This is a genomic window from Weissella sp. ESL1177 (assembly GCF_058107185.1).
The window spans coordinates 2,019,327-2,045,546 of the sequence record NZ_CM176591.1; the positions used below are offsets into that span (position 1 = coordinate 2,019,327).

At 37.9% G+C, this 26,220-nt stretch carries 21 protein-coding genes and 1 tRNA gene; 18 read left to right on the forward strand and 4 right to left on the reverse strand.

The window, feature by feature from the left end; genetic code table 11:
* Window positions 1-26: 26 nt before the first annotated feature.
* Complete coding sequence (locus AC3B5D_RS09860) at window positions 27-908, reverse strand: class II fructose-bisphosphate aldolase (RefSeq protein ID WP_489840210.1); 882 nt, start codon at window positions 906-908, stop codon at window positions 27-29.
* 2 nt (window positions 909-910) lie between these two features.
* On the reverse strand, window positions 911-1,525 hold the full coding sequence (locus AC3B5D_RS09865) for a 5' nucleotidase, NT5C type (protein WP_489840209.1): 615 nt from the start codon (window positions 1,523-1,525) through the stop codon (window positions 911-913).
* Between the two features lie 479 nt (window positions 1,526-2,004).
* Between AC3B5D_RS09865 and AC3B5D_RS09870 the strand changes: the two genes are divergently transcribed.
* The 14 genes from AC3B5D_RS09870 to AC3B5D_RS09935 all read left to right on the forward strand — a co-directional run bounded on the left by AC3B5D_RS09870 (window position 2,005) and on the right by AC3B5D_RS09935 (window position 18,894).
* Entirely contained in the window at window positions 2,005-3,084 is a 1,080-nt protein-coding gene (locus AC3B5D_RS09870; RefSeq protein WP_489840208.1) for a DUF4767 domain-containing protein, read from the forward strand.
* Window positions 3,085-3,249: 165 nt separating this feature from the next.
* Entirely contained in the window at window positions 3,250-4,083 is an 834-nt protein-coding gene (locus AC3B5D_RS09875) for a VOC family protein (protein WP_489840207.1), read from the forward strand.
* Window positions 4,084-4,408: 325 nt separating this feature from the next.
* Window positions 4,409-6,151, forward strand: a complete 1,743-nt coding sequence (locus AC3B5D_RS09880; protein WP_489840206.1) for an ABC transporter ATP-binding protein — start codon at window positions 4,409-4,411, stop codon at window positions 6,149-6,151.
* Window position 6,152: 1 nt separating this feature from the next.
* On the forward strand, window positions 6,153-7,940 hold the full coding sequence (locus AC3B5D_RS09885) for an ABC transporter ATP-binding protein (protein WP_489840205.1): 1,788 nt from the start codon (window positions 6,153-6,155) through the stop codon (window positions 7,938-7,940).
* 100 nt (window positions 7,941-8,040) lie between these two features.
* Window positions 8,041-8,517 carry a glutathione peroxidase gene (locus tag AC3B5D_RS09890; RefSeq protein WP_489840204.1) on the forward strand — a complete coding sequence of 159 codons (477 nt, stop codon included), beginning with the start codon at window positions 8,041-8,043 and terminating at the stop codon, window positions 8,515-8,517.
* Between the two features lie 273 nt (window positions 8,518-8,790).
* Window positions 8,791-9,843: a 2,3-butanediol dehydrogenase gene (locus AC3B5D_RS09895; RefSeq protein ID WP_489840203.1), complete on the forward strand. Its 1,053-nt coding sequence runs from the start codon at window positions 8,791-8,793 to the stop codon at window positions 9,841-9,843.
* Between the two features lie 171 nt (window positions 9,844-10,014).
* A complete protein-coding gene (locus AC3B5D_RS09900) occupies window positions 10,015-10,560 on the forward strand; it encodes an NADPH-dependent FMN reductase (RefSeq protein WP_489840202.1) in 546 nt (181 codons plus the stop codon).
* A 151-nt stretch (window positions 10,561-10,711) separates the two neighbouring features.
* Window positions 10,712-11,896, forward strand: coding sequence for an MFS transporter (locus AC3B5D_RS09905; protein WP_489840201.1), 1,185 nt, complete (start codon window positions 10,712-10,714; stop codon window positions 11,894-11,896).
* Between the two features lie 132 nt (window positions 11,897-12,028).
* Window positions 12,029-12,421 (forward strand): hypothetical protein, encoded by a 393-nt coding sequence (locus AC3B5D_RS09910; RefSeq protein WP_489840200.1) that lies wholly within the window; start codon window positions 12,029-12,031, stop codon window positions 12,419-12,421.
* 99 nt (window positions 12,422-12,520) lie between these two features.
* Entirely contained in the window at window positions 12,521-13,900 is a 1,380-nt protein-coding gene (gene rlmD / locus AC3B5D_RS09915; protein ID WP_489840199.1) for a 23S rRNA (uracil(1939)-C(5))-methyltransferase RlmD, read from the forward strand.
* Window positions 13,901-14,128: 228 nt separating this feature from the next.
* Complete coding sequence (locus tag AC3B5D_RS09920) at window positions 14,129-15,112, forward strand: LacI family DNA-binding transcriptional regulator (protein ID WP_489840198.1); 984 nt, start codon at window positions 14,129-14,131, stop codon at window positions 15,110-15,112.
* 140 nt (window positions 15,113-15,252) lie between these two features.
* A complete protein-coding gene (locus tag AC3B5D_RS09925) occupies window positions 15,253-16,545 on the forward strand; it encodes an MFS transporter (RefSeq protein WP_489840197.1) in 1,293 nt (430 codons plus the stop codon).
* A 21-nt stretch (window positions 16,546-16,566) separates the two neighbouring features.
* On the forward strand, window positions 16,567-17,988 hold the full coding sequence (locus AC3B5D_RS09930) for a glycoside hydrolase family 32 protein (RefSeq protein ID WP_489840196.1): 1,422 nt from the start codon (window positions 16,567-16,569) through the stop codon (window positions 17,986-17,988).
* 30 nt (window positions 17,989-18,018) lie between these two features.
* Window positions 18,019-18,894 (forward strand): ROK family protein, encoded by an 876-nt coding sequence (locus tag AC3B5D_RS09935; RefSeq protein ID WP_489840195.1) that lies wholly within the window; start codon window positions 18,019-18,021, stop codon window positions 18,892-18,894.
* 93 nt (window positions 18,895-18,987) lie between these two features.
* Here AC3B5D_RS09935 and AC3B5D_RS09940 read toward each other — a convergent pair whose 3' ends face one another.
* Both AC3B5D_RS09940 and AC3B5D_RS09945 read right to left on the reverse strand, forming a co-directional pair.
* Complete coding sequence (locus AC3B5D_RS09940; protein WP_489840194.1) at window positions 18,988-19,500, reverse strand: rRNA methyltransferase; 513 nt, start codon at window positions 19,498-19,500, stop codon at window positions 18,988-18,990.
* Window positions 19,460-20,155 (reverse strand): phosphatase PAP2 family protein, encoded by a 696-nt coding sequence (locus AC3B5D_RS09945; RefSeq protein WP_489840193.1) that lies wholly within the window; start codon window positions 20,153-20,155, stop codon window positions 19,460-19,462. The genes AC3B5D_RS09940 and AC3B5D_RS09945 overlap by 41 nt, the downstream gene beginning before the upstream one ends.
* Window positions 20,156-20,310: 155 nt before the next feature.
* Here AC3B5D_RS09945 and leuS point away from each other — a divergent pair, with 155 nt between their 5' ends.
* From leuS to AC3B5D_RS09965, 4 genes are all read left to right on the forward strand, one after another.
* On the forward strand, window positions 20,311-22,725 hold the full coding sequence (leuS, locus tag AC3B5D_RS09950; RefSeq protein ID WP_489840192.1) for a leucine--tRNA ligase: 2,415 nt from the start codon (window positions 20,311-20,313) through the stop codon (window positions 22,723-22,725).
* A gap of 148 nt (window positions 22,726-22,873) precedes the next feature.
* Window positions 22,874-23,944, forward strand: a complete 1,071-nt coding sequence (locus AC3B5D_RS09955; protein ID WP_489840191.1) for a glycosyltransferase — start codon at window positions 22,874-22,876, stop codon at window positions 23,942-23,944.
* Window positions 23,945-24,032: 88 nt separating this feature from the next.
* A tRNA-Arg gene (locus AC3B5D_RS09960) sits at window positions 24,033-24,105 on the forward strand.
* 26 nt (window positions 24,106-24,131) lie between these two features.
* On the forward strand, window positions 24,132-26,117 hold the full coding sequence (locus AC3B5D_RS09965; RefSeq protein WP_489840190.1) for a putative polysaccharide biosynthesis protein: 1,986 nt from the start codon (window positions 24,132-24,134) through the stop codon (window positions 26,115-26,117).
* Window positions 26,118-26,220 lie beyond the last annotated feature (103 nt).

Consider the following 26,220-nt stretch of genomic DNA (forward strand, 5'->3'; position numbering starts at 1 on the left):
CTGGTTCTTTAATGAAATTTTGCTAGTTATGCTTTATTTTCACTGCCAAAGACATCAATCCGTTCTGCTAAGCTACTTTCAATCGCCTTGACACCAGGCGCCAATAACTTTCGCGGATCATAGTTTTTACCTTTTAAGTCATGATCAGCTAAGATAAAGTCACGTAATGCTTGGTGGAAAGCAAGCTGGGCTTCAGTATTAACATTCACCTTAGAAACACCCATTGAAATGGCAGTACGAATTTGCTCATCGGGGACACCAGAACCACCATGTAGAACGACTGGTACTTTCTCGTCGGCAATAGCATTGATTGCAGTTGTTAATTTTTGTAGGTGATCAAGATGTAGTCCTTGCCAATTTTTTGGATAAGGACCATGGATATTACCAATACCAGCAGCTAAGAAATCAATGCCAGTTTTGACCATTGCAACGGCATCATCAATTGGCGCAATTTCACCATTAGCAATAACACCATCTTCTTCACCACCAATACTACCTACTTCTGCTTCGACCGAGATACCTTTAGAGTGGGCAAGGGTAACGATTTCACGTGTCTTGGCTAGATTTTCCGCTAGTGGCAGGTGAGAACCATCAAACATGACTGAGGTAAAACCGGCTGCAATCGCAGACTTAGCTGCCTCAAAGTCACCATGGTCAAGGTGAATCACAACTGGAACGGTGATATTTAATTCATGATCTAGGTTGCGAATTAAATCAGCGACTGTTTTGAAACCACCCATATACTTGATAGCGCCCATTGAAGCAGCAACCATAGTGGGTGCTTTTTTTGCTTGGGCAGTTCTTAAAATGGCTTCAGTCCACTCTAAATTATTGGTATTAAATGCACCGATAGCATAGCCGTCAAGACGTGCTTTGTTAACAACTTCTTTTCCTGAAACAATGGTCATTTTTATTCCCAACTTTCTTTTTTTAATGCTGTCGTTGCTTGGCGAAGTATGTAATGATGCTGTGCGTTTGCAACGTTTAAATCTTGCTTTAAAGAACCAGTGTCAATTTGTGATAATGCTATCAAAAATGTGACAAGTTCTTTGGTCCATACGAGACGATCATCATAACCGTATTGTAACCAAAAACTATTCATTTGGTCGTCATCCCAATCACTAGCACCGTGATAAGGACGGTCATCCAACAACAAACTATTTGGCATTTTAACTAAATTCTTCTGATGCGTTAGGATGACTTTTTTATAGAATGGACTATTAGGCCCATTGCCAAAGTAGTCAGTCAGCCACTTAATCTTATCTTGCCATGAAGTGGGATTTTCCCAAGGCGCTGTGGACAGAATGTATAAGTCATAGTAATTTGCTAATTGGTTAACACCATCAATAGCACCTGGTAAGGGATCAAGATGGCGAAAAATGCCAGGAATTTGATCTGGCTTTTTAACATGGTATTTTTGGATATTTTTATTTTCAGCATTTAATACAGGCAATGTATTGACAAGTGTATTGTCCATATCAATAAATAATTTTTTAATAATATAGTTCCCCCTTTTCTGCGTCATATTTCAGAACTTGACGCAAAATGAGTATACAGCGAAATGACATAGCTGACAAGGGAAAATCTTTAAATGGTATATAAATATGGTTGGCGGTGACAAAAAATAAAATAGAAAAACTTAACTTTTGATAATTACTCATATTAAAGCTTTTGTTGCCGTATTAACGATGAAAACGTTTGTGCATATAATTATTTTACAGACTGAAAAGTAAAATAAATTTATAATTGGTATAGTGTATTTTATTTTTGCTGAATTATTAAAAATTTAAATGCTACATGATAAAAAAACGGCTTTTTGATGAAGTGATATGAGCATATGAAATGATTGTTATCGCATAATAATTGAAAAAATAATCAGTATCATGCAAGTTACTATCGGTGTCAGAGCAGTCAAAAATGAGATAAAAAATCACACGAGAATTGATTTATATGGGATAATGGTAAGATAAACTTAACGTTATTAGGTTATTAAGGAGTTAGTCAATGACCGATGAAGAAAGATTACACCAATATCAAGATTTATTAGATGCTGGTGTTATTACACAAGCAGAATTTGATGAAATGACGATACATTTAAGGGAAAGAGTGCGGGCGGATTTGGCGCAAACGCCTGCTGATGAGACACCCACGGTAGAATCAAAGACAGCAGTAACTAAAAATTCGTCTACAAATGAAACAGACGGTGACCTTGAATCATCAATAATGCCCACTGCTAGTGAGACGACAATCAATACACCAGATAATAAAGTTGATGATATAGAAGAAGATGTTGTGACGGAGGCGGTCAACAAAGAGCAGACAACTTTGGTAGCTGGACAAGAACAACAAACACCAGAACATCAGCAACAAAAACATCGTTATGATATGGTCATTGCAGTGGCAGTGGTATTAATTGTTTTAATTGGTGGTGGCTTTATTGTTGTTCGCCATAATCAGCAAAACGCTCAAATTGGCAACGAAAAAACGAAACGTTCGTCAACAAAAACGGTTGCTTCATCAAAAAAAACAACAAGTAAAAAAGATCATCAGAAACCAGCAAGTCGTCATAAGAAAAAGACGACGGCGAAGGTTGCCGCTCAGTGGTCAACTAATCAGACAAAAGAATTGGCTGCTTATATGGATATTTGGCAAAATGCCGTTGGTCAAACATATGTTGGTACATATAATGGGAATACGCCACAACATTTAGCTTATAAATTCCCAGCAGCATTGCAAAAAGGTCAGTTAGATGGCCATTTGAAGTTGGATAATCATGACGTTAAATTTACTTGGTCACCAAAAGCTGATAAAAAGGCGGACTATCAGGTTGTTGCAGTTGCAACCGGTTCACGTCAGGGTTCAAGTGGACCAACAACTTATTTCTTTGTCATTCATGATGGTCAAGGTATTGTTTATGGCACAGAGACAGCTAGTGGTGATGATTTAGAATTGGCACAAACACAAAATGCTGACCTACAGAATAATTTTGCTAGTATTGTGAACGAATCATCTTCATCATCAGCTGATTCTGAATCACAAACTGATATTACACTTAATGATGGGACGACGGTTTCTGAATCGTAGTTATTAACAGTCGGCACATCATAAAAAACCAACAACCCACTGTTTTAGATGAGTGGATTGTTGGTTTTTTTATTTTAGGTTGCTGTTTAAAACCTTTACGAGCCATTGAAAAACACATATACTTACTTTTAGTTAATTAAAAACAGGAGCAGGAGAACGTTAAATATGAAAACAGAAAAATATGATATTGAACATTTAACGATACGGGTAGTTGACGAACAACGGACACGCGTATTTTATGAAAAGGTACTCGGACTAGTTGATGTGGATTCTGATGAAAAACACATTGACTATGCATTTCGCCAAGGAGAAGCGCCATTCCTGACGACATTATTACAAGGGACACCCCAAACTGTTGCACAAACGGGTCTATATCATATGGCGTTACTGTTTCCGAATGCGGCTGAATTGGCTTCAATATTAGAACGGTTGTTAACCTTACAAATTCCGGTGGGTGCTGGTGATCATGGTGTTAGTGAAGCACTTTATATTAATGATTTAGAAGGCAATGGTATTGAATTATATCATGACCGTGATTTTCGGACTTGGCAATGGCATGATGGCCAAGTGACAATGGGGACGGATGAAGTTGATGGTGATGCACTTTTGGCGAAAAAAACACATGCATGGACAGGATTCCCTGCAGGAATGAAAATTGGTCATTTACATTTTATGGGGCGTGATTTAGCAACAGCAGATCAGTTTTTCCTAAAATTTTTACAGATGGATTTAGTGACTGACATGGATTCAAGTGCGCATTTTTACTCAAATAATCATTACCACCATCATCATGCAGTTAATTTATGGCAAAGTCATAACAGTGATTTACGACATATCACAGAGGCAGGTTTAGTGAGTTGGGACGTACTTGTAGATCAACAATATTTTGAACAATTAATGCAACGGGCTAAATCCTTGCCGCAAGTAAAACAATTAAATCAACAACAAATTATCGTTACTGATCCAATGGGTACAACATTGACGATAAACCATCTATAAAAATAAAACAGAGGGGCTGAGACATCAGTCGTTATGATCAGCTGAAAAAGGCGTTAATTTATCAATTTTGACTGGTAGATTAACGCTTTTAAACGTGTTCCAAAAGACTGAAGCCCAATTAGGCGCTTCCGATTCTTCGTTATACTGCGAACCAAAATCACCTAATCATTGTTACAATCGGCTTCAAAACGTTTTTTGTCATACCCTCTTTTTTGTCGAATAAAAAATAATTGTCTTATATCAAGGTATGAGCATGAAGGTATTAAAAAAGTATAAATGAGGATATAATGAGACTTATTAATTTGGATTTGAAGGTGGTGAGTGTGTGAGTATTTTTAAAAAACTAAGTTGGTATTTTAAACAAGAATGGCGCATTTATACTGTGGGTATCATAGGACTGTTATTGACAGCACTGTTTGGCATACTACCACCTTGGATTATTGGTCATTTAGTGGATTTAATTCGGATGGATCGGTTAACGGGACGTTATCTAGGATTGCTTTTGAGTGGCCTGGTAATTGTTGCAGTTGTCCAGTACATCGCTCGTTATATTTGGCGTAATGCCATTTGGGGTGAAGCAGCAAAACTGGAATCATTATTACGTCATCGTATTTTTTGGCATTATATGAAGATGGATACGTCATTTTTTCAACGTTATCGAACGGGTGATTTGATGGCGCATGCAACAAATGATTTATCAGCAATCCAACGTGTCGCTGGTGGCGGTATTTTACAATTTGCTGATTCAGCTATTACTGGAGGTACAACGTTAATTGCGATGATGGTGGTTGTTGATTGGCGTTTAACGCTAATTGCTATTTTGCCGTTACCATTATTAGCAATCATGGCCCGTGTACTGGGAAGTAAAATGCACGCTGCATTTAAAAAATCACAAGCAGCTTTTTCACGATTAAATAACAAAGCACAAGAAAGTATTAGCGGCGTAAAGGTGATTAAAAGTTTTGGGCAAGAAGCAGAAGATATAGCAGACTTTAATCAGCAAATTGATGATACCATTGTCATTAATCGGCGGGTAAACAAATTAGATGCATTATTTGACCCGATTACGACAATGATTATGGCAATTTCATATGTTGTGACGATTGTTTATGGTGGTCATTTGGTTAATGCCCAAATAATTACAATTGGTTCTTTGGTATCGTTTGTGTCATATTTATCAATGTTAGTTTGGCCGATGTTTGCGTTAGGCATGTTATTTAACACCTTGGAACGAGGAAATGCTAGTTATGATCGGATAGCAACTATTTTGGCAGAACAAAGTAGTATTCAAGAACCCAAAGATGCGATTACGCAAGAACCCAAAGGGAGTATTGATTATCAAGTAACGAATTTTACATTTCCACAAGCGAGCGCTCCGGCACTGACCGATATTGATTTTCATATTGATGCCGGTGGCACATTAGGGCTGGTTGGTTCAGTTGGTTCTGGTAAGAGTACGATTATTCGATTGTTATTACGTGAATTTGATCATTATCAAGGTGTCATTAAATTCAATCAGACTGATATTAGGCAATATCAGTTAGATGCTTATATGCCAGCGATTGGTTATGTACCACAAGAAACATTTCTTTTCTCAAATACAATACGTGAGAATATTCGTTTTGCACGACCTCAGGCAACGCAAGATGAAGTTGAAAAGGCAGCCTTAAAAAGTGATTTAGCAGAACAAATTGCTTTGATGCCGGACGGTTACGATACACAAGTTGGTGAAGAAGGTATTTCATTGTCAGGTGGTCAACGACAACGATTAGCGATTGCACGCGCCTTATTGATTAATCCAGAATTATTGATTTTAGATGATGCTTTATCTGCAGTTGATGCGGAAACCGAGACCGCGATACTGCAAACCTTACGGCGTGAACGCGCAGACAAAACAACGATTATTGCTTCTCATCGATTAAGTTCTGTCATGAATGCTGATGAAATACTTGTATTACAAAACGGCCGAATTATCGAACGTGGTTCACACGAACAGTTGTTAGCACAAGATGGTTGGTATGCGCAAACATTTGATTTACAGGCATTAGCTGTAGAAGGAGAGGTGTAAAGTGGCAAAAAAAACAGAGTCTATTTGGGCACACAGCATTCCCTTTAAACAGCAGTTACGTATTATTAAACGATTATTCCGTTTTGCAAAACCATTTAAATGGTACTTTTATTGGTCAATTTTTTTTGCAGCGATCGTTAGTGTTGTGAATATTTTACTACCTAAAATTATTCAAATTTACTTAGATCACTATCTTGCCAAAGAAAATGCAACAGTTGTGATCATTTGGTTTTTTGCAGGCTTATATTTATTTGGCATGATCATTAAAGCCATTACGCAATTTGCACAAACGTACTTATATAGTATGGGATCAGAGTACATGTTGGAGGATACACGGCGCATTTTATTTAAAAAACTTCATCAGTTGGGGATGCGTTACTTTGATCAAGTACCTAGTGGTTCAATCCTCTCGCGTTTGACTAATGATACAATGGCTTTTCAGAATTTTTGGCAATTGTTTAGTAGTTTGATCATCGCTGGATTTGCGATGGTAACAGCATTTATTGCAATGTACACCACTGATAAAACAATTGCATTATGGTTAATGATTTTTTGGCCAATTTTGGCGTTGATTATTTGGTATTATCAGAAATACAGTTCCCGAGTTTATCGTCGTATGCGTGAAAAATTAAGTGCATTAAATAATAAATTAGCGGAGTCAATCAATGGGATTGGTGTTATTCAAGAGTTTAGACAAGAACGGCGTGTCGACAGCGAATTTCAAGACGTTAATCACGAGTATTTAGATACTCGTCGTGCTATGATACGAGTCAATGCGTTACTACTAGGTCCGGTGATTAATTTATTCTACGCACTAGGGACAGTGGTTGTGTTAGGCATGTTTGGTGTACAAGGACTTCATGCCTTTGTCGCGGCAGGTGTTGTATATGCATTTGTCACGTATCTTGAGAATTTTTATAATCCGTTAACACAAGTGATGGAATATTTTAGTGATTTTCAAGATGGAATTGTGGCAGGTGCCCGTGTATTACGCATCATGGATGATCAAACACTCGTTCCCCAACAGCATACAGATGCTGATGCGCAATTATTACAAGGGAAAATTGAATTTCGACACGTCACTTTTGCATATGATGGTCAACATCCGATTTTAAAAGATGTGTCATTTACTGCGGAACCGGGACAAACAGTCGCATTAGTTGGTCAAACAGGTAGTGGTAAAACTTCAATTATTAACTTACTGATGCGTTTTTATGAATTTGGATCAGGGGAAATTTTGTTGGATGGTCGTGATATTCGTGACTATTCGATGAGCGAATTACGTAAGAAGATGGGGCTAGTTTTGCAAGAACCATTTATGTTTTATGGCACGATTAATTCTAATATTCGATTATATAATGAAAACATCACAGATGATCAAATTGTTGCGGCAGCAGAATTTGTTAATGCAGATAGTTTCATTAATAAATTACCCGACCAATATCAGACAAAAGTGATTGAACGAGGTGCGAGTTATTCGACGGGTGAAAAACAACTCATTGCCTTTGCACGAACAATTGCTATGAATCCTAAAATTTTAATTTTGGACGAAGCAACTGCGAACATCGATACTGAGACAGAACAATTGATTCAACGTAGTTTGACCAAAATGCAGGCTGGACGAACAACGATTGCCATTGCTCACCGATTATCAACGATTCAACATGCTGATATGATATTAGTATTGCATCAAGGAAAAATTATTGAGCGTGGTACAAACGATGAACTAATGGCAAAACAAGGTGTCTATTACGGTATGATTCAAAAACAAAATGTTGCGTATGATTAGCAAAAAATGAGTAATAGTGGTTTACTATGACGTATAGACTTTAGTTTATGTAGGCAAGATGTCTTTTAAAAACGGTTTAATTTTGAAAAGAGGGAAAATAATGACAACAGTTTATGATTTTACAGAGACGGAAATGAACGGAGCAACAATCGATTTGAAAGATTTTGCGGGCAAAGTCATCATTATTGTGAACACTGCTAGTAAATGTGGATTAGCGCCCCAACTTGAAGGTTTGGAAAAATTGTATCAAGAGCACCAAGATGAAGGATTGGTTGTGCTGGGCTTACCTTCAAATCAGTTTAAGCAAGAACTGGCAACAGATGAAGAAACCAATGATTATTGCCAAGTACATTATGGGGTGACTTTTCCAATGACCAAACGAGTAATGGTCAATGGAAAAAATGAAGATGCATTATTTACGTATTTAAAAGATAAATCTGGTAATGGGTCGATCAAATGGAACTATACGAAATTTTTAATTGGGCGTGATGGACAATTGCTTCATCGTTATGCCCCAATTACGACACCAGATAAAATGACTGATGATGTATTAGAGGCATTAAAAACAACAGTTTAATGGCTTAAATGTGATTTTAAGAACAACCCAATACATTAATTTAAAAATAATTTTCTATTGTGTAAACGTTTGCTTGTTAAAATAATCACTTTCGTGGTTGCTACATTAGGCTTTCCTGAAAACGGGATTTATATTGTTCCGTCTCAGGGGGTTCGTATGAGTTGTCACCCGTAAAATTAGGGGATAAAATGTAGGTATTCACAAGATGTTTTTTTGCGAATTGATGATGATAGTATTTATTTTAAACATTTATATGTTATTGGGGGTATTAACATGAAGGCAGCAGTATGGCATGGTGTAAAGGACATTCGTGTTGAAGATGTTGATTTAAAGCCTGCAAAGGATGATGAAGTTGTCATTCGCGTGGCTTATGCAGGAATCTGTGGTAGTGACTTGCACGAATACTTAGAAGGACCAGTCTTTATCCCGGTTGATAAAGTTGATGAATTGACTGGTGGTGAGGCACCATTGACAATGGGTCACGAGTTCTCAGGAGTGATCGAATCTGTTGGTAAGGATGTTAAGCGTTATAAAGTTGGTGACCATGTTTCTGTAAATCCAACGGTTACGCATGGTGAATTGCCAGATGATATTGATGTTTATGGTGGTTATAGCTTCATTGGTTTAAGTTGTGATGGTGGTTTTGCTGCGCATGTTAATGTACCAGAGAGTAACTTATATGCATTACCAGCTGACTTTTCACTAAAGTTAGCAGCAACGATCGAACCAACAGCAGTTGCTGTACAAGCCGTTAAAGAAGGTGGCTTGAAGTTTGGTGAAAAAGTTGCCATTTTTGGTGCTGGACCAATCGGTGTGTTAGTTGCCGCAGCTGCTAAGGCTGCTGGTGCAACGAAGATTGTTGCTGTTGATTTGTCAGCTGTTCGTTTGGAAAAAGCATTGACAATGGGCGCAACTGATGTTGTTAATCCTGGTGAGGTTGATGATGCTGTTGCCGCTGTCCGTGATATTTTGGGTGGTGGTGCTGATGTATCATTCGAAGTTGCCGGTGTACAACCAACCTTTGAACAAGCGATTGCGGTCACTAAGGCACGTGGTACAGCAGTTATTGTCTCAATCTTTGCTCATCCAATTTCATTTGATCCAATGCAGTTGATGAATGCGGGTGTTAAGTTGACCTCAACGATTGCTTACTCACGTGAGACATTCCAACAAACGGTTGACCTTGTTAGTTCAGGTCAAATTAATGTTGAGCCAGTTATCACCGATATTATTGGACTGGATGATGTTGTTGAGAAGGGATTTGATCGTCTATCATCAGATAAGTCACAAGCGAAAATCTTGATTGACTTAACAAAGGAAGATTAATTAAATCAAACAATGATGTAAGAGAGACTAAGGCTTTGAGTTAGCTTTGGTCTTTTTTATGTTCATTAAGCTTATTAAAAATAAGTGTTTACAACTTTGTAAAAGTAAGTTAAACTAGTACCAACGACATGAATTGTTGTACATAATAAACAAATTTAAGGAGAATTAAACATGAAATACGGTATCATTGTTGGATCACTTCGTAAGAACTCATACTCATTGGGTGTTGCTGAGGCATTGGTTGCTGGTTTGCCAGCAGATGCTGAAGTGACTTATTTGGACATTGCAAAGTTGCCATTGTATAACCAAGATTATGATGAAGCTTCACCTGCTGAATATACAGAATTCCGTGAAGCTGTTAAAGCACAAGATGCATTTATCATGGTAACGCCAGAGCACAATCGTAGTGTGCCTGCCGCATTGAAGAATGCCTTGGATGTTGCTTCACGTCCTTGGGGACAAAGCGTTTGGGCTGGTAAGCCAGTTTTGCCTGCATCACAATCAATTTCAGGTATTTCAGGTGTTGCTGCTCATCACGTTTTGCGTAACTCATTAGATTTCTTGGATATGGCTATTATGCACCAACCAGAATTATATATTGGTAACACAGCTGATATTTCTGATGAAAATGGTAAGATTACAAATGAAGGTACGAAAGAATTTTTGGCAGGCGTTGCTGGTCAATTTGCTGACTTTGCAGCAAAGCACAATGCTTAATTAGGTAAAGTGCCAAATCTAAACAGACCTAGGCAGGAGGATTAACTGCTTAGGTCTGTTTTGTTATTTATCAATCATGTTGGTACTTGTATATTTTTAGTAAATTTTCTATATTAATATGAGTGATTAAAAATGACAATGGAGGCACTATATGAAAAAGAAGTGGTTATTTACATTAAGTATTATTTTGCTGGGTGTTGTTATGCGAGCAACTTTCACGACAATTCCAGTTGTGATTAGTAATGTGGCGCATACATTCGGACTACCAGTCAGTCAACTAGGTATATTAACGACTTTACCATTATTAACATTTGCAATTATTTCACCAACCACGAGTTATTTTACGAGACGATTTGGTATTGAAAAGACGTTGTTGGTAGCCTTATGCTTGGTATTTATCGGTTCGTTTTTGCGTATTTTAAGCGCACCAATGCTATTTATTGGAACAATTTTAGTCGGGGTAGGGATTGCTTTTATTAATGTATTGCTACCAGCAACACTGGTAAAATTTACACCGAATAAAATTGGTACATATACATCATTGTATAGCACAACAATGACTTTGATGACAGCAATTTTTCAAATTATTGCTGTGCCCATTACGAAAACATATAGTTGGCAGACACTAATTCTATTTCTTTCTGTCATCGTTCTGTTAGTTGTGATCACTTGGTTGCTACATATGCGGGTTAATGTTGACCGAACGAATAAACAAAGTGCAAAACATGTGACGCAAGCAGAAGAGTCAGTACATCCTTGGCAAAATAAATATGCCTGGGCAATGTTAGTGATGGCAGGTATTCAATCAGCCGTCTTTTATACATGTATTGCTTGGGTACCAACCGTTGCCCAACAAACAGGTCTATCAGCAACGCAATCTGGCTGGGTAATTGGTGTCATGTCGTTGATTGGTATACCAGCCTCAATATTGGTTCCCAATTTTTTAGAACGAGCTGGTTATCAACAACGCTTACGATTTATGACTGGGGCAACGATGCTTTGGTTGATTGCTATTTTGATGATGTATAACCGTCATGCTGGTTTGATTTGGTGGTTTGTTGTCACTAGTTTTATCGGTATTGGTGGAACGGCGGTATTCGTCTATATGGTAACTTCTTACGCCATTAGGACACGTAATCCATTGGAAAGTTCGGCATTGTCAGGAATGGCACAAACGGGTGGGTATCTCATTGCTGCCGGTGGTCCATGGGCATACGGTGTACTGTATGCGAAATTAGATCATTGGTTTTTACAGAATACCGTGATGGCAGTGGCTATTGTTATCTTTATTGGTTTAATGTGGTTTGTTGAACGTGATGAAACAATTTTTGAGTAAATAGGTGTGTTCCGTTGATGTTGGCAGCTGGTTAACGTTAACGGAACATTTTTAGTTTGGTTAAAACTTCGCTGATCGTCACCAGTTAGTTTTGATAAAATAATGGTCACTAATAGGAACGAGGATATTCAGATGGCAGCAGATTTAGAAGTACTGACTATAGATGATTTTATGGCTTTTAAAGATGATGACTTTAAACATTTACAACATGATGTTGCTGCTCTAAAGCATGATAGTAAACATTATAATCATGAAATTACTGAATTAAAAAGTGATGTGCAAGTTTTGAAAAGTAGTGTGACTGAGTTACAAATTGATGTTCGCTATTTAAAACAAGATGTGACTGAATTAAAGCAAAATGTTCAGGAATTAAAATTAGATATGACGGAGGTAAAAGTCGGTTTAAAGACAATTGTGGCAGATATGCGGTTTTTTAAATGGTTAATTGGTATGAGTGTCGCCTTACCAAGCATGATCTGGATGATTCAACAACTCTGCCGTTTGATTGGTTGTTCAATTGATTAATTGAGATGATCAGAAAACTACTGACTGAGATTAATTGCCTGCTGATAAGAAACTAGTATAATAAAAGACAGTAATGCTAAAGATAATGAGAGAGAAGATATGAGTCATACAATCATGCCTGTTCGATTAGGGCAAAAACTGACAGGGCAAGTAGTAGAAGTCCTTTATAATGGATTCGGAGTTGTCATGTTAGGTGACTATCCGATTCATATGGCGAATGCTTTTCCAGATGAAATAGTGCAATTTGAAATTACACAGGTTAATAGAAAATTTGCTCGTGGTGAGGTAATTAAGGTAGTGAAACCATCGCCAGATCGCGTTGAAATTGGTAAGGATTATTTACTAGATGTTGGGATAGCACCTTACATTAATCTACGTTATGAAGCGCAATTGCGTTTAAAACAAAATCAAGTTAGAAAATTTTATGAGTCAGCGGGAATTGATGCAACAATTGCACCAACGATTGGTATGGCGAATCCCAAACATTACCGTAATAAGACAGTTGTGCCAATCAAACGCGTGGGTAATCGATTGGTAACAGGCTTTATTAAACGCCGAACACCAGGTGAAATTTTGCCATTACACGATTATTATGTGAATGATCCGATTATTGATCAGACAATTGGCACTGTGCGCGATATATTGAATAACCATCAAATTTCTGTGTTTGATGACGCAACACAACAAGGTGAAATGCGTTATATTATGGTACGTCGTGGCTATTACAGCCACGAGTTGATGGTCGTGTTGGTTTCACAAACAGCAACGATTAAAGATGAAGCTGCGATTGCAGCAGAAATAGCAGCAGTTGTACCGGGTATTTGTAGTGTTGTATTAAATTATAATCCACGAGCGCAACATTTATTGATGTCAGGTGATAATCGCACATTATGGGGAACAGATGCAATTCATGATACGTTGTTAGGTATCACGTTTGAAATTGGACCAAATTCATTTTATCAAGTGAATCCACAGACAACAGAAGTGTTATATGCTTTGGCTGCTGAAAAAGCTGAACTACAATCGACCGACGTTGTCATTGATGCTTATTCAGGAATCGGAACAATTGGATTAACAGTAGCCAACAAGGTTAAGCAAGTTCTTGGTGTAGAAGTTATTGAGCGAGCAGTTATTGATGCACAGAAAAATGTTGAAAACAATCATGTGACAAATGCAACTTTTGTGACAGCGGATGCACCTGAACAAATGCGTCGGTGGCAAAAAGCAGGATTACATGCCGATGTTGTTTTTGTTGATCCACCCCGCCGTGGGTTAACGAATGAATTGTTAGATGCCGTGACAACAATGCAACCAAATCGTTTTGTTTATGTGTCTTGCAATCCGGCAACAATGGCACGCGATGCAAAATATTTGATTGATAAGGGGTTCCATATTAAAGGCGATGTACAACCATTAGATCAATTTCCACAAACAGCACATGTCGAGGTTGTGACAGTGTTTGAACCTAATAATCAATAAGCAATAGCGTTTTTAGATGAATTTAGGAGCTACTAATCTGACAAGTTTAGATTGGTAGTTTTTTCTTATACTTTTAACGTTTTTTTTATAAATATTATTTTAAAGCAAGTTAATAAAAGCGAATCATCAACAGCTTTGATACAATGATTATAGTGGGGAAATATATCAGGGAGAATGGTAGGAAAGTGAGTCAGAATAAATTTTGAAGGGGATGCATGGTTATCAGATATGAAACCAAAATTAGAAGATGTTGCAAAATTAGCTGGTGTATCGAAAACAACGGCATCACGTGTGCTGAATAATCGGGGTTATTTAAGTGAAAAAACGTTGAAAAAAGTCCATGATGCAATGGAAACATTGAATTATCAACCTAACGCAGCAGCAAGACAGTTATTTAAGCAAAAAACAGGATTGATTGGGCTAATTTTTCCGACTGTTGCCAATCCCTTTTTTGGTGAATTGGTTGATTATTTGGAGTATGAATTATACCAACGCCATTTTAAAGTTATTATTGGTAATTCGATGCAAGATGTGAATAAAGAAATCGATTATTTAAATCAATTGTTGGCTGGTCAGGTTGACGGTTTAATTGTGGGAACACATAACCAAGGGATTGCAGAATATAAATATAGTCATTTACCAGTCGTAGCAATTGATCGCGTCATGAATAGTGATATTCCAATTGTTGAATCTGATAATTACAGTGGGGGTGTTCTGGCAACAGAACGGTTAATTAATTCTGGCGTAACACGTATTATTCATACAAATGGTCCCACATCGTTAGAAACGCCAGCAAATCGACGACGAGTTGCCTATGAAGCTGTGATGACGGCACATGGATTAGAGCCGCATACCTTTACAATTGACTTTAGATTGTCATTTGATGAAAAACGCCAATGCTATCAACGGTTGTTTGATATGTATCCAGATGTTGAAGCGTTGTTTGTCTCAAATGATGTGGATGCTAGGATTATTATAACGATTGCAAAGGAACGTGGGCGAAAAATACCAGAAGATCTACTTGTTGTTGGCTATGATGGGACTGAATTGATGCGAAATATGATGCCAGAGTTAACAACAGTTGTACAACCTATTGAGAAAATGGCAAAAACGGCGGTGGATGTTTTGTTAAAGCGTATTGCGGGGGATGAAACGAAAACAGAATATATCTTACCAGTAACCTTATGGGATGGGGAAACGGGTATCAGATAGTCAATTAAAAAAACCAGGTGACTGGTCTTTTTTTATTTTTACTTATATCAACCGGTTGACATATATGAAAAAGTGAGTTTATAATACACCATGTGAAAGCGATTACATCTTATTTTTACTGAATGGCACAGTTTATCTATATGTTAGGGGGTTGTCTTGTGTCAAAATATATGAAATCTTTTAAAAATGAATCCTATCTTCAGAGTTCAGTTACTATGTTTTTGTACTTCGCGTCGTGGGGAATTTGGTGGTCATTTTTCCAACTTTGGTTAACTTCTAAAAGTGGTTTGAATTTGAATGGTAGTACTGTTGGTACCATTTATTCAGCTAACTCGTTAGTGACATTAATACTGATGTTCTTCTATGGTACTTTACAAGATAAGTTGGGTATCAAAAGACATTTGTTAATATTTAGTGGTATTTGTGCAGCGTTAGTAGGGCCATTCTTTATTTACGCTTATGAACCAATGTTGCACAGCAATTTTACTGTTGGTTTGGTGATTGGCTCAATCTTCCTTTCAGCTGGATTTTTGGCAACAACCGGTATTTATGAAGCATTAGTTGAACGTTTTAGTCGCATTTTCAAATTTGAATATGGTCAAGCACGTGCATGGGGTTCGTTTGGTTACGCTGTTGTGGCGCTATTGGCTGGTCATTTATTTGTTATTAACCCTGACTTGAATTTCTGGGTTGGATCAATTTTTGGTATTTTGCTACTGCTTAATGTTTGCCTTTGGGTACCCAAAGCTGAACGACAGGAAAGAGCGCGCAGTGCCCAAGAAACTGAAAAATCAGTGCCAAGCGTGAAAGAAATGTTGTCTTTGCTGAAGATGCGTGATCTTTGGAGTGTTATTGTTCTCATCTTTTTCACATGGACTTTCTATACTGTCTTTGATCAGCAAATGTTCCCAAGCTTTTACGCTGGACTATTTGGATCAGTTGCACAGGGACAACAAATGTATGGTAACTTAAACTCGATCCAAGTTTTTGTTGAAGCAATTATGATGGGTGTTGTGCCAATTATTATGAATAAGATCGGTGTTCGTAATACATTATTATTAGGAATCACAATTATGGCCATAAGAATCGGATTATGTGGATTTATTGATAATCCAGTCGCTATTTCTTGTGTTAAAATGTTGCATTCATTTGAAACACCGCTCTTTACCTTGTCAATTTTGAGATATTTCACACTTCATTTTGACACAAAATTATCAGCAACACTGTATATGATTGGATTCCAAGTTGCCGCACAATTAGGTCAGGTGTTCCTTTCAACACCTCTGGGTATGTTGCGTGATAACTCAGGTTATGCGATGACTTTCCACATTATTACGATTATCGTTATTATTGCAGGTATCTATGCATTCTTTATCATTAAGAAAGACAGTCAAGATGTTAATGGCGAACCACTAGTAAGAAAAACAGCTTAAGTAAGAGAGGAATTTTTAACCATGAATGACACATTTATACAAGTAACAAACCCGCGATATCGGCCACATTTTCATGTGACAGCACCAGCAGGTTGGATCAATGATCCCAATGGTTTTGTTTATTTTAAAGGGTATTATCACATCTTTTATCAATACCATCCCTATAGTGCAGAATGGGGACCAATGCATTGGGGACATGCACGTAGTTTGGACCTGGTTCACTGGGAATCACTACCAATTGCTTTAACCCCAACCAAGCCAATTGCAAAAAATGGTGTTTTCTCAGGTAGTGCCATTGTTAAAGATGATAAGTTATATTTGATGTATACGGGTCATCATTTTGGTGACAGCGGTGACGACGATGACTTCTATGAGGATCAAAATATTGCGATTAGCCAAGATGGTATTCATTTTGAAAAGTATGAAAACAATCCAGTGATTTCGATGCCACCAAGTGACAATACAGCAAATTTCCGTGATCCAAAAGTTTGGCAACATGGAGACACATATTATGTCATTTTAGGGGGGCAAACGAAGTCGACAAAAGTTGGACGTGTGTTGTTATATGCATCAAAGGACTTGTTAAATTGGACATACGAAGGTGCGATTGCGCAAGCTAGTGCGTCAGATAAAGAAGGTTACATGTGGGAATGCCCTGATATTTTTTCAATTGCAGGGCAAGATATATTGTTGATGTCGCCACAAGGCATTCAGCCAGATCATGAAAAATATCTAAACTTACATCAGACAGGTTATATGATTGGTAAATTAGATTTAGATACAGCTCATTTTGATAGAAATGAATTTGTCGAGATAGATCATGGTCATGATTTTTATGCTAGTCAAACAATGCTTGCACCAGATGGTCGTCGGTTGATGTTTGGTTGGATGGCGATGTGGGAAAGTGATATGCCAGAACAGGCAGATGGTTGGGCAGGTGCATTAACTTTTCCAAGAGAGTTAACGATTAAAGACAATCATATTTATATGAATCCAGTTGCTGAACTTGACCAGTTACGGATCAATGGCTCAGAAAAGGCCATCACATTTACAGCAAATGACACGGAACAACTTGTTGTATCGGGTGCTGATAGTCATGAAATCCAATTGCAATTAAAGACAGATGAAGATTATACATTGAAATTTATGGCGGCAAATGACATTGTCCTTGCTTTGCACTATGATCATCAAGAAAATAAACTAACGATTGCAAGATCAGATCGTCCTGACCAACGTGTTGGGTATGTGAAGCCAACAGTAACGATGACATTGCAACTATTGATTGATCGTAGTTCGGTAGAGTTCTTTGTTAATGATGGTGAAACAGTGTTTACAGAACGTTATTATAGTGAAATTCATCCAGATGTTGTGTTAAATAAAACAAATTTTTCAGATGTTCAAGCAACGACATATGAATTAGAGAAAAATGCGATTAAATATTAAAAAATAAATTGATAAAATAGGAGAAATGAAATGACACTTTTAGGAGCAATTGAAGCAGGTGGCACAAAATTTGTTGTTGCGGTAGCTGATGTGAATGATCCAGATACAGTCATCGCCCGCGAGAGTTTTCCAACGTTGGATGGTCCGGCAACAATCAAACAAGTGATTACTTTTTTTGATCAGTTTCCAGATATTGCTGCTATTGGGATAGCTGCTTTTGGACCAATTGATATTAATCCACAAAGTCGAACATATGGCTACGTTTTGGATACACCTAAGAGGGGTTGGTCAGGTTATGACTTTTTAGGTGCAATGAAGTCATGGCGTGATATACCTTATTATTGGACAACTGATGTCAACGGTGCTGGTTGGTCAGAATATGTTTCAGGGGCAGCTAAGGATGCTGAAAATGTCGTTTATTTAACAGTTGGTACCGGCATTGGTGCAGGCATTATTCAACATGGTCATTTATTGAGTGGTAATTCACATCCTGAAGCAGGGCATATTATGATGCGTAAACATCCTAAAGACCAATATGCTGGTCACTGCCCATTTCATGGTGATCGATGCTTGGAAGGATTAGCGTCAGGACCAGCTATTGAAGAACGTTGGCATGAGTCAGCCAAGTCATTGCCTGATGACCATCTCGCTTGGGAAATTGAAGCTGATTATCTTGCTCAGGCACTGGTAACTTATACGACGATTTTACGGCCAGATAAAATTGTTTTTGGTGGTGGTGTACCACATCGTGAGATTTTATTGCCAATGGTACGTAAGTCATTTGCAGAACAGTTAGCTGATTATTTACCAGTTGGTCAGCTAGATCAGTATATTGTGCATGTTGAACATGGTGATGATGCTGGTATCTTGGGATGTTTCTACTTAGCAAAATCATTGCTATCTTAAAAAAAGAGAATGAGACAAAAGTTGCTATGACCAGCTAAAAAAGGCGTCAATCTATCAATTTTGATAGATTGGCGTCTTTTATCGCACTCATTTTTAATGACGTTGAATCACTAAAGCACTTTCTTGAGTCAGCACATCTTGATAGTAAGAAATGCTATACGAATTTTCAGGTAATTTTGCAAAGTAATCTTTGAAAGAATCAAGTGAGACGTGATTTTCACCAAGAAGGCACAATAGGCCATCAGGCTTCAAAAACATCAGGATCGTTTTTGCAATCGTTTGTACATCGGTCAAATTAGTTTGTCTGCTTAATTGAAAGATAGCAGCACCAACAGGTTGCGTAGGGTCTAAATAGGGTGACATAGCTGTAAAATGTTTACTAATTAAGTCAACACGTTCATTTAAACCACTCAAGAAAAGTGATGTGGCAACATCGTCAATTTCAGACTTGACATCTGAAAAAGACATGACTTTACCTTGATCACCGACACGACTTGCTAAAAATCGGGTAATATCACCATGTCGTATCGTCGCATCAATGGCGAGATCACCAGGATTGAGATATTCATTCAATGATATTTGAACTAGATTTTGGATTGAGCGCATTTTCGAAAACCTCTCGTGTACGATATTTAAAAATAATTTCTTTAGACATAATTAATAAGAAGGTCCCTAAACCAAAACCGGCGAGGACATCCGATAAGTAGTGTACACCTAAATAAACGCGACTAATAGGGATGGCGATGATTAAACCGGCGAAAAGTGTCATAAAGGCATATCTGAGATTATCTTCAGATTTTAGATAGTAATGTACTAAGACGATAAGTGAACCGTATAATAAAACAGCGTTTAGGGCATGACCTGATGGAAATGAATAACCAGATTGTTCGATGACATGATAAATGGCTGGTCGTGGACGGTGAAAAATATGCTTAAATAACGACATTATACCTAAACCAAAAACGCCAACATTAACAACCATGAATACGGCCACATCTAGTTTGCGAATCAACAGTGCAATAATTGCCGTAACAACCATCACTAATGCGGTCCATTTTGTATTGCCAGCACGTGTTACATTACGAAAAAACCATGATCTTTCAGGTGTTAATGGTTCTCTTAAGTGTCGGAATCCAAATTGATCTAACCAAGTAATGTAACTTAGATGATACACATAGCCAATAGCCATTGTTAAAAAAATGATCAAACCAATAAATGCAACAATTAATTGTAGATAATCAAATTTACGTAGGTGTCTCATTTGAATTCCTCCCTCTTATTTCTTTCTCATTTTATTAGTTTAGCACAAAATGTTTCAAAAATATGGATAATAATTAGTTCTCTTAATCCTTGATGAATATTGAAAGCTCGGACTTTTTTTGATAAAGTAAGATTATTAAAGTGAGGTTATCAATCATGGCATATCAACACAAATTAGTAGAGAAAAAATGGCAACATTTTTGGGATGAACATCAGACATTTAAAACACCAAATGTTTCTGACAAAGAAAAGTTTTTTGCAATGGACATGTTTCCATTTCCATCTGGTCAAGGTCTGCACGTTGGGCACCCAGAGGGATATACGGCAACAGACATTGTGTCACGTATGAAGCGAATGCAAGGCTACAACGTCTTACATCCAATGGGGTTTGATGCGTTTGGTTTGCCAACTGAGGAATACGCCATTAAAACTGGTGAAGATCCAAAGACAGTGACCGCAAAAAATGTCAAAACTTTCCGTCATCAAATGAAGTCACTTGGCTTATCATATGATTGGTCACGTGAAGTTAATACAACTGATCCAAAATATTATAAGTGGACACAATGGATTTTTGAGCAATTATATAAAAAAGGCTTAGCTTACGAAGATGAAATCATGGTTAACTGGGCACCAGATTATAATGGTGGTACAGTGGTAGCCAATGAAGAAATTATCGATGGTAAAACTGAACGTGGTGGCTATCCAGTTTATCGTGTGCCAATGCGCCAATGGGCGTTGAAGATTACAGCATATGCCGATCGTTTGCTTGATGATTTGGATGACTTAGATTGGCCAGATGCAATTAAAGAACAACAACGTCATTGGATTGGGCGTTCGATTGGGGCTTCAGCAACGTTTAAAGTACAAGATTTTGATGCAGAGATCGAAGTCTTCACAACACGTGCAGATACATTGTTTGGGGCTACTTATCTTGTTCTTGCACCAGAACATAAATTAGTTGATCAAATCGTCACAGCTGAGCAACAGGCAGCTGTTGATGCATTTAAGCAAGAAATCGCTTCAAAGTCAGATTTGGAACGGACGGATTTGAATAAAGATAAGGCTGGTGTCTTCACTGGTGCTTATGCAATTAATCCAGTTAATGGGGAAGCATTACCAATTTGGATTGGTGATTATGTTTTGGCCTCATATGGTACGGGAGCTATTATGGCTGTGGCGGCTCATGATACACGTGACTATGATTTCGCTAAGAAATATAATTTGCCAATTCGCCCAGTAATTGCAGGTGGAGATGTTACCAAGGAAGCCTATACGGGTGATGGTAAGCATATCAATTCTGGTTTCTTAGATGGCTTAGATAAAGAAGAGGCGATCACAAAAGTAATTGATTGGCTTGAAGCGCACCATGCTGGTCATAAGAAAGTCAATTATCGTTTGCGGGATTGGATTTTCTCACGTCAACGTTACTGGGGTGAGCCAATTCCAGTGATTCATTGGGAAGATGGTGAACAAACACTTGTTCCTGAGTCAGAATTACCACTTCGTTTGCCAGAAGTCGATAATATTATGCCTTCTGGTACTGGTGAATCACCATTGGTTAATGTTGATGACTGGGTAAATGTCGTTGATGAGAATGGGCGCAAAGGTAAGCGTGAAACAAACACAATGCCTCAATGGGCTGGTTCATCATGGTATTACTTACGTTATATGGATCCACACAATGATCATGAAATTGTGTCACCAGAGGCAGAGGCTTACTGGAAGAATGTTGACTTATATATCGGTGGTGCCGAACACGCAGTGCTACATCTGTTATACGCACGTTTCTGGCATAAAGTACTGTACGATCTTGGTATTGTACATACTAAAGAACCTTTCCAAAGATTAGCCAATCAAGGCATGATTCTTGGTGAAAACCACGAAAAAATGTCTAAGTCAAAGGGTAATGTTGTTAACCCCGACGATGTGGTTGAAGAGTATGGGGCTGATACATTACGTTTGTACGAAATGTTTATGGGACCATTGGATCAATCAATTGCGTGGTCAGAAGAAGGCTTGGCTGGTTCGCGTCGTTGGTTAGATCGTGTTTGGCGTTTGTTTATTGATGATAATGACAAGCTACGCGATCACATTACGAAGATTAATGATCATCAGTTGGATCAGATTTATAATGAAACAGTTAAGAAGGTCACTGAAGATTATGAGAATTTGCATTTTAACACGGCCATTTCTCAAATGATGATTTTTGTTAATGAAGCTTATAAGCAAGATAGTTTGGCTGTCCAATATGTTGAAGGCTTTATTAAGTTGCTTAATCCAATTGCACCACATTTGACTGAAGAATTGTGGAGTTTCTTGCATGCAGGTGAATCAATTGCCTATGCTGAGTGGCCAACGTATGATGAAGCAGCATTGGTTGCTGATGAAGTTGAAATGATTGTACAAGTCAATGGTAAGCTACGTGGTCATGTGACAGTTGCCGCTGATGCTGAACGTGAAACAATTATTGCGGTAGCACAGCAAGATGATAATGTGCAAAAGCAATTAGGCGGTTCAGAACCAAAGAAGGTGATTGTTGTACCTGGTAAATTAGTTAACTTTGTTGTATAAGTAGTATAAAAATTAAGATTTAAAACCCATCAATAAACCAATAAAAATGGTTAAATTGATGGTTTTTATTATATAATGGGTGTCTAAATAACATCATGTTATTAACATGATCGTTATTTTTTACGTCAAGTTTGAGGGGGCGGTTGGTATGACGAAAAAAGTATTAATGACAGTTGAAAATTTGAGCATGGGTGGTTTAAAACGTGCAGCAACAGTAGTTGGAAATGCAATGACTACGTTTGCCGATGTTGCCTATTATCAATTATCAGATGTCCCAAGTTATTACGATCTCGCTGGTAAGTTGATTCCTGCAAAGCATCCGGTCATGCCAGTAAACGGTGCAAAACCATTAGAAAAATATGCACAACAAATGACAGATTTGGCGGATGTCATCTTAGAAAATGATATTGATGTCTTAATTTTGAATGCGGGTATTTTGACAAGCTTTATTCCGTATTTGAAAGAACGGGCACCAAAAGTTAAAATGATTGCTTGGATGCATAATAATATTGAAACCTACTTTAACCAATATTATCGTGAGATGCGCCCTGAATTTGTGACTGGTGTTAAGGCGGCCGATGCAGTTGTTGCGCTCACTGAATCAGATCTTAATGGATTTCAGACGGTGACTGATCGGGCAATTAAGATTTGGAATCCGGTAACGATGCCGATTCATGGCAGTGCTGACTTGACCAAAAAAGTAATCGCTTTTACCGGACGCATTGCAATTCAACACAAGGGTATTGATATTTTATTGCATTTGGCCAAAAAGTTACCAGCAGATTGGCAACTGGCAATTGCTGGTGAAGGGTTACCCAAGGATATGGCAGCCTTTGAACGATTAATAAAGGTTAATGGTGTAGCTGATAAAATTATTTATCGTGGTGGTTTAAAGGACGAGGCATTATCAGAACATTATCGGCAAGCATCTATTTTTTTGGCAACATCACGCTGGGAAGGATTGCCGCTGGTACTAGTGGAAGCAATGTCGTTTGGGTTACCAATCGTTTCGACTGATAACACAGGTGCTATCGAAATTTTAGAAGGTGGTATATATGGTGAATTAGCACATCAAGATGTGGATTCGTTATGGTACCGATTAGAACCAGTCATGCAAAGCATTGAAATGCGAGACATGTTGGCAGCCAAGTCACTAGAAAGAGCCAAAAGCTTTGCAATTAAGCCTATTTTAAATCAATGGGCAAATTTGATTAATTAAAAAGTAGCTCATTGTTTGTAAATAGAAGGTGAAATATGTCTACAAACAATGAGCTTTCTTGTGTATAATAGTGTATCGGGTTGTCATTGGCGCTATAGTTCAACAGGATAGAACAAGGACCTCCTAAGTCTTAGATCACAGTTCGAGTCTGTGTAGCGTCATCGAAATATTAGGAAGGGGAAATAACATGGCTGATGAGAAATCACCCCAATCAAAAAATAAAGCATCAACATCGCCTTTTCGGCGTGATATTACTTTTGATGAATTAAACCAATTACTAAATGGTAAAAAAGTTGATGAAATTTTTGAAGATCGTCATGATGATGCTTTGTCTCTAGAAGATGCATCATCAGCTGAAGTTCCCACGGATCAAAAGGTGACAGAGGTAAAGGTTAGACCAAATGGCGTCGCAACGTTTAAAGTACATGAAGTACCAGATACAGTTGGCCATTTAACAACGCCAACTGCAGAAGTTGAAAAGACGGTTACCAAGTCAGTACCAGTGTTTGAATCAGAAGAATCAGCGACAGCAGAAGATTCAACCCAATTAGCGGACACTGATAAAGCTGCGAAGTCACGTATGTTACGAGGCTCTGCTTGGATGACGATTGGTAGTTTAGCATCACGTTTGTTGGGTGCTTTGTATATCATTCCATGGATCGCCATGATTGGTAATGTTTACTATAATTTTGCGAATTCTCTGTTTTCACAAGGATATCAGATCTATAGTGTGGCATTATTGATTGCAACGGCTGGGTTGCCGAATGTATTAGCACGTTTAGTTGCTGAATACAGTGCGTCTAACCAATTTATGGCTGTCAAACATATTTTCCGACAAGCTTTAAACTTAGGTGCCTTATTGGGCTTGGTTGCTGGTGGTGTATTATTCTTATCAGCAGGGTTACTATCACAAGGTGATCCAAATGTTGTTCGTGTCATTCATGCGTTGTCAGCAGCTGTTGTGATTATTCCAACGCTATCCATGTTACGTGGCTACGTACAAGGATTTGAGTTTATGGGTCTTTCTGCTTGGTCGCAATTTATTGAGCAATTAGTGCGTGTGGCGTATATGTTAGCCATGACCTATTGGATTATGATCGGGCACCATGGTGACTGGGTTGATGCAACAGTCCAATCAACATTCGCTGCATTTTGGGGTGCCTTAGCAGGTATTTTTGTCTTAATATTAGGTATTGTCGCGCGACATCGCTTCTTTGCCGAACGGACGAAGCATTCAGTGCAAATACGTCATTTTGATGGTCGAGCAATTTTATTAAGAATGGCTCGACAGTCTATTCCGGTCATTTTTGCTGGTTCGGCAATTTCATTAGTTCAAGTGTTTGACCAATATACTTTCTTTAAGATTATTCGAGCATTTACAAGTGTTTCTCATGAAGCAATGCAAGCAATGTATGCTCAGTTTGCATTTAATTCCAATAAACTAGTGATGTTAGTCATTTCATTAGCAGTTGGGATGGCAGAGACAGCATTGCCAATGCTAGCACGAGCACGTGAAATTGGTGATCGCGTGAATATCGGTAATCAAATTCAATTTGCATTGAAGTTACTATCATTTGTCATGGTACCAGCCGTGTTAGGAATGGTCGCAACAGCACGACCATTATATATTTTGTTTTATCGTACGTCTGACTTAACGAATGGTACTTTAATCCTACAGTTTGCGAGTTACTCAGCCATTTTCTTGAGTCTTTATATGGTAGTATTGGCGATTTATCAAGGCCTTGGTCGTTTACGTTATACGGTTAGATTGTTGGTATTTATTTTCCTGATTAAGATTATTTTACAAGTACCATTAACCATTTGGTTGCAGGGGATGGGTCCTCTGGTTGCGACAACGATTGCTTTCATGGTGGGAATGATCATTGCTATCCGTCACCTATCAAGCTTATATGGTATTGATTGGGCTTCATTTAACGAAACATTTGTTATCATTTTATTCTGGAGCTTGGTTATGTTTGCAATTGTTACACCAATAACTTACACTTTAGGTTTATTTACACCAGATACAAAGTTGTATCAATTATTGATTTTATTTATCAGTGGTCTAATTGGTGCAATCATTTATGGCATTGCCGTTTTGAAAACGCACGTTGGTGAAACGATTTTAGGTTCACGAGCAGTTTGGTTAGCTCATAAATTACATCTAAAATAATATTTTTTCAAACTATTTATTGGCAAAAATTAATGTTAGGATAAAGTTGACCTCAAATTTTGAGGGCAGCTTTTTTAATGTAAACATGTGGAAAAGTCTGTGT

Coding starts and splice junctions, on each gene's coding strand:
- AC3B5D_RS09940 (WP_489840194.1), bottom strand. CDS start 19,500: ATGCGCTCAATCCAAAATCTAGTTCAAATATCATTGAATGAATATCTC.
- AC3B5D_RS09870 (WP_489840208.1), top strand. CDS start 2,005: ATGACCGATGAAGAAAGATTACACCAATATCAAGATTTATTAGATGCT.
- AC3B5D_RS09860 (WP_489840210.1), bottom strand. CDS start 908: ATGACCATTGTTTCAGGAAAAGAAGTTGTTAACAAAGCACGTCTTGAC.
- leuS (WP_489840192.1), top strand. CDS start 20,311: ATGGCATATCAACACAAATTAGTAGAGAAAAAATGGCAACATTTTTGG.
- AC3B5D_RS09905 (WP_489840201.1), top strand. CDS start 10,712: ATGAAAAAGAAGTGGTTATTTACATTAAGTATTATTTTGCTGGGTGTT.
- AC3B5D_RS09890 (WP_489840204.1), top strand. CDS start 8,041: ATGACAACAGTTTATGATTTTACAGAGACGGAAATGAACGGAGCAACA.
- AC3B5D_RS09935 (WP_489840195.1), top strand. CDS start 18,019: ATGACACTTTTAGGAGCAATTGAAGCAGGTGGCACAAAATTTGTTGTT.
- AC3B5D_RS09930 (WP_489840196.1), top strand. CDS start 16,567: ATGAATGACACATTTATACAAGTAACAAACCCGCGATATCGGCCACAT.
- AC3B5D_RS09865 (WP_489840209.1), bottom strand. CDS start 1,525: ATGACGCAGAAAAGGGGGAACTATATTATTAAAAAATTATTTATTGAT.
- AC3B5D_RS09955 (WP_489840191.1), top strand. CDS start 22,874: ATGACGAAAAAAGTATTAATGACAGTTGAAAATTTGAGCATGGGTGGT.
- AC3B5D_RS09875 (WP_489840207.1), top strand. CDS start 3,250: ATGAAAACAGAAAAATATGATATTGAACATTTAACGATACGGGTAGTT.
- AC3B5D_RS09920 (WP_489840198.1), top strand. CDS start 14,129: ATGAAACCAAAATTAGAAGATGTTGCAAAATTAGCTGGTGTATCGAAA.
- AC3B5D_RS09965 (WP_489840190.1), top strand. CDS start 24,132: ATGGCTGATGAGAAATCACCCCAATCAAAAAATAAAGCATCAACATCG.
- AC3B5D_RS09900 (WP_489840202.1), top strand. CDS start 10,015: ATGAAATACGGTATCATTGTTGGATCACTTCGTAAGAACTCATACTCA.
- AC3B5D_RS09925 (WP_489840197.1), top strand. CDS start 15,253: ATGTTAGGGGGTTGTCTTGTGTCAAAATATATGAAATCTTTTAAAAAT.
- AC3B5D_RS09895 (WP_489840203.1), top strand. CDS start 8,791: ATGAAGGCAGCAGTATGGCATGGTGTAAAGGACATTCGTGTTGAAGAT.
- rlmD (WP_489840199.1), top strand. CDS start 12,521: ATGAGTCATACAATCATGCCTGTTCGATTAGGGCAAAAACTGACAGGG.
- AC3B5D_RS09945 (WP_489840193.1), bottom strand. CDS start 20,155: ATGAGACACCTACGTAAATTTGATTATCTACAATTAATTGTTGCATTT.
- AC3B5D_RS09910 (WP_489840200.1), top strand. CDS start 12,029: ATGGCAGCAGATTTAGAAGTACTGACTATAGATGATTTTATGGCTTTT.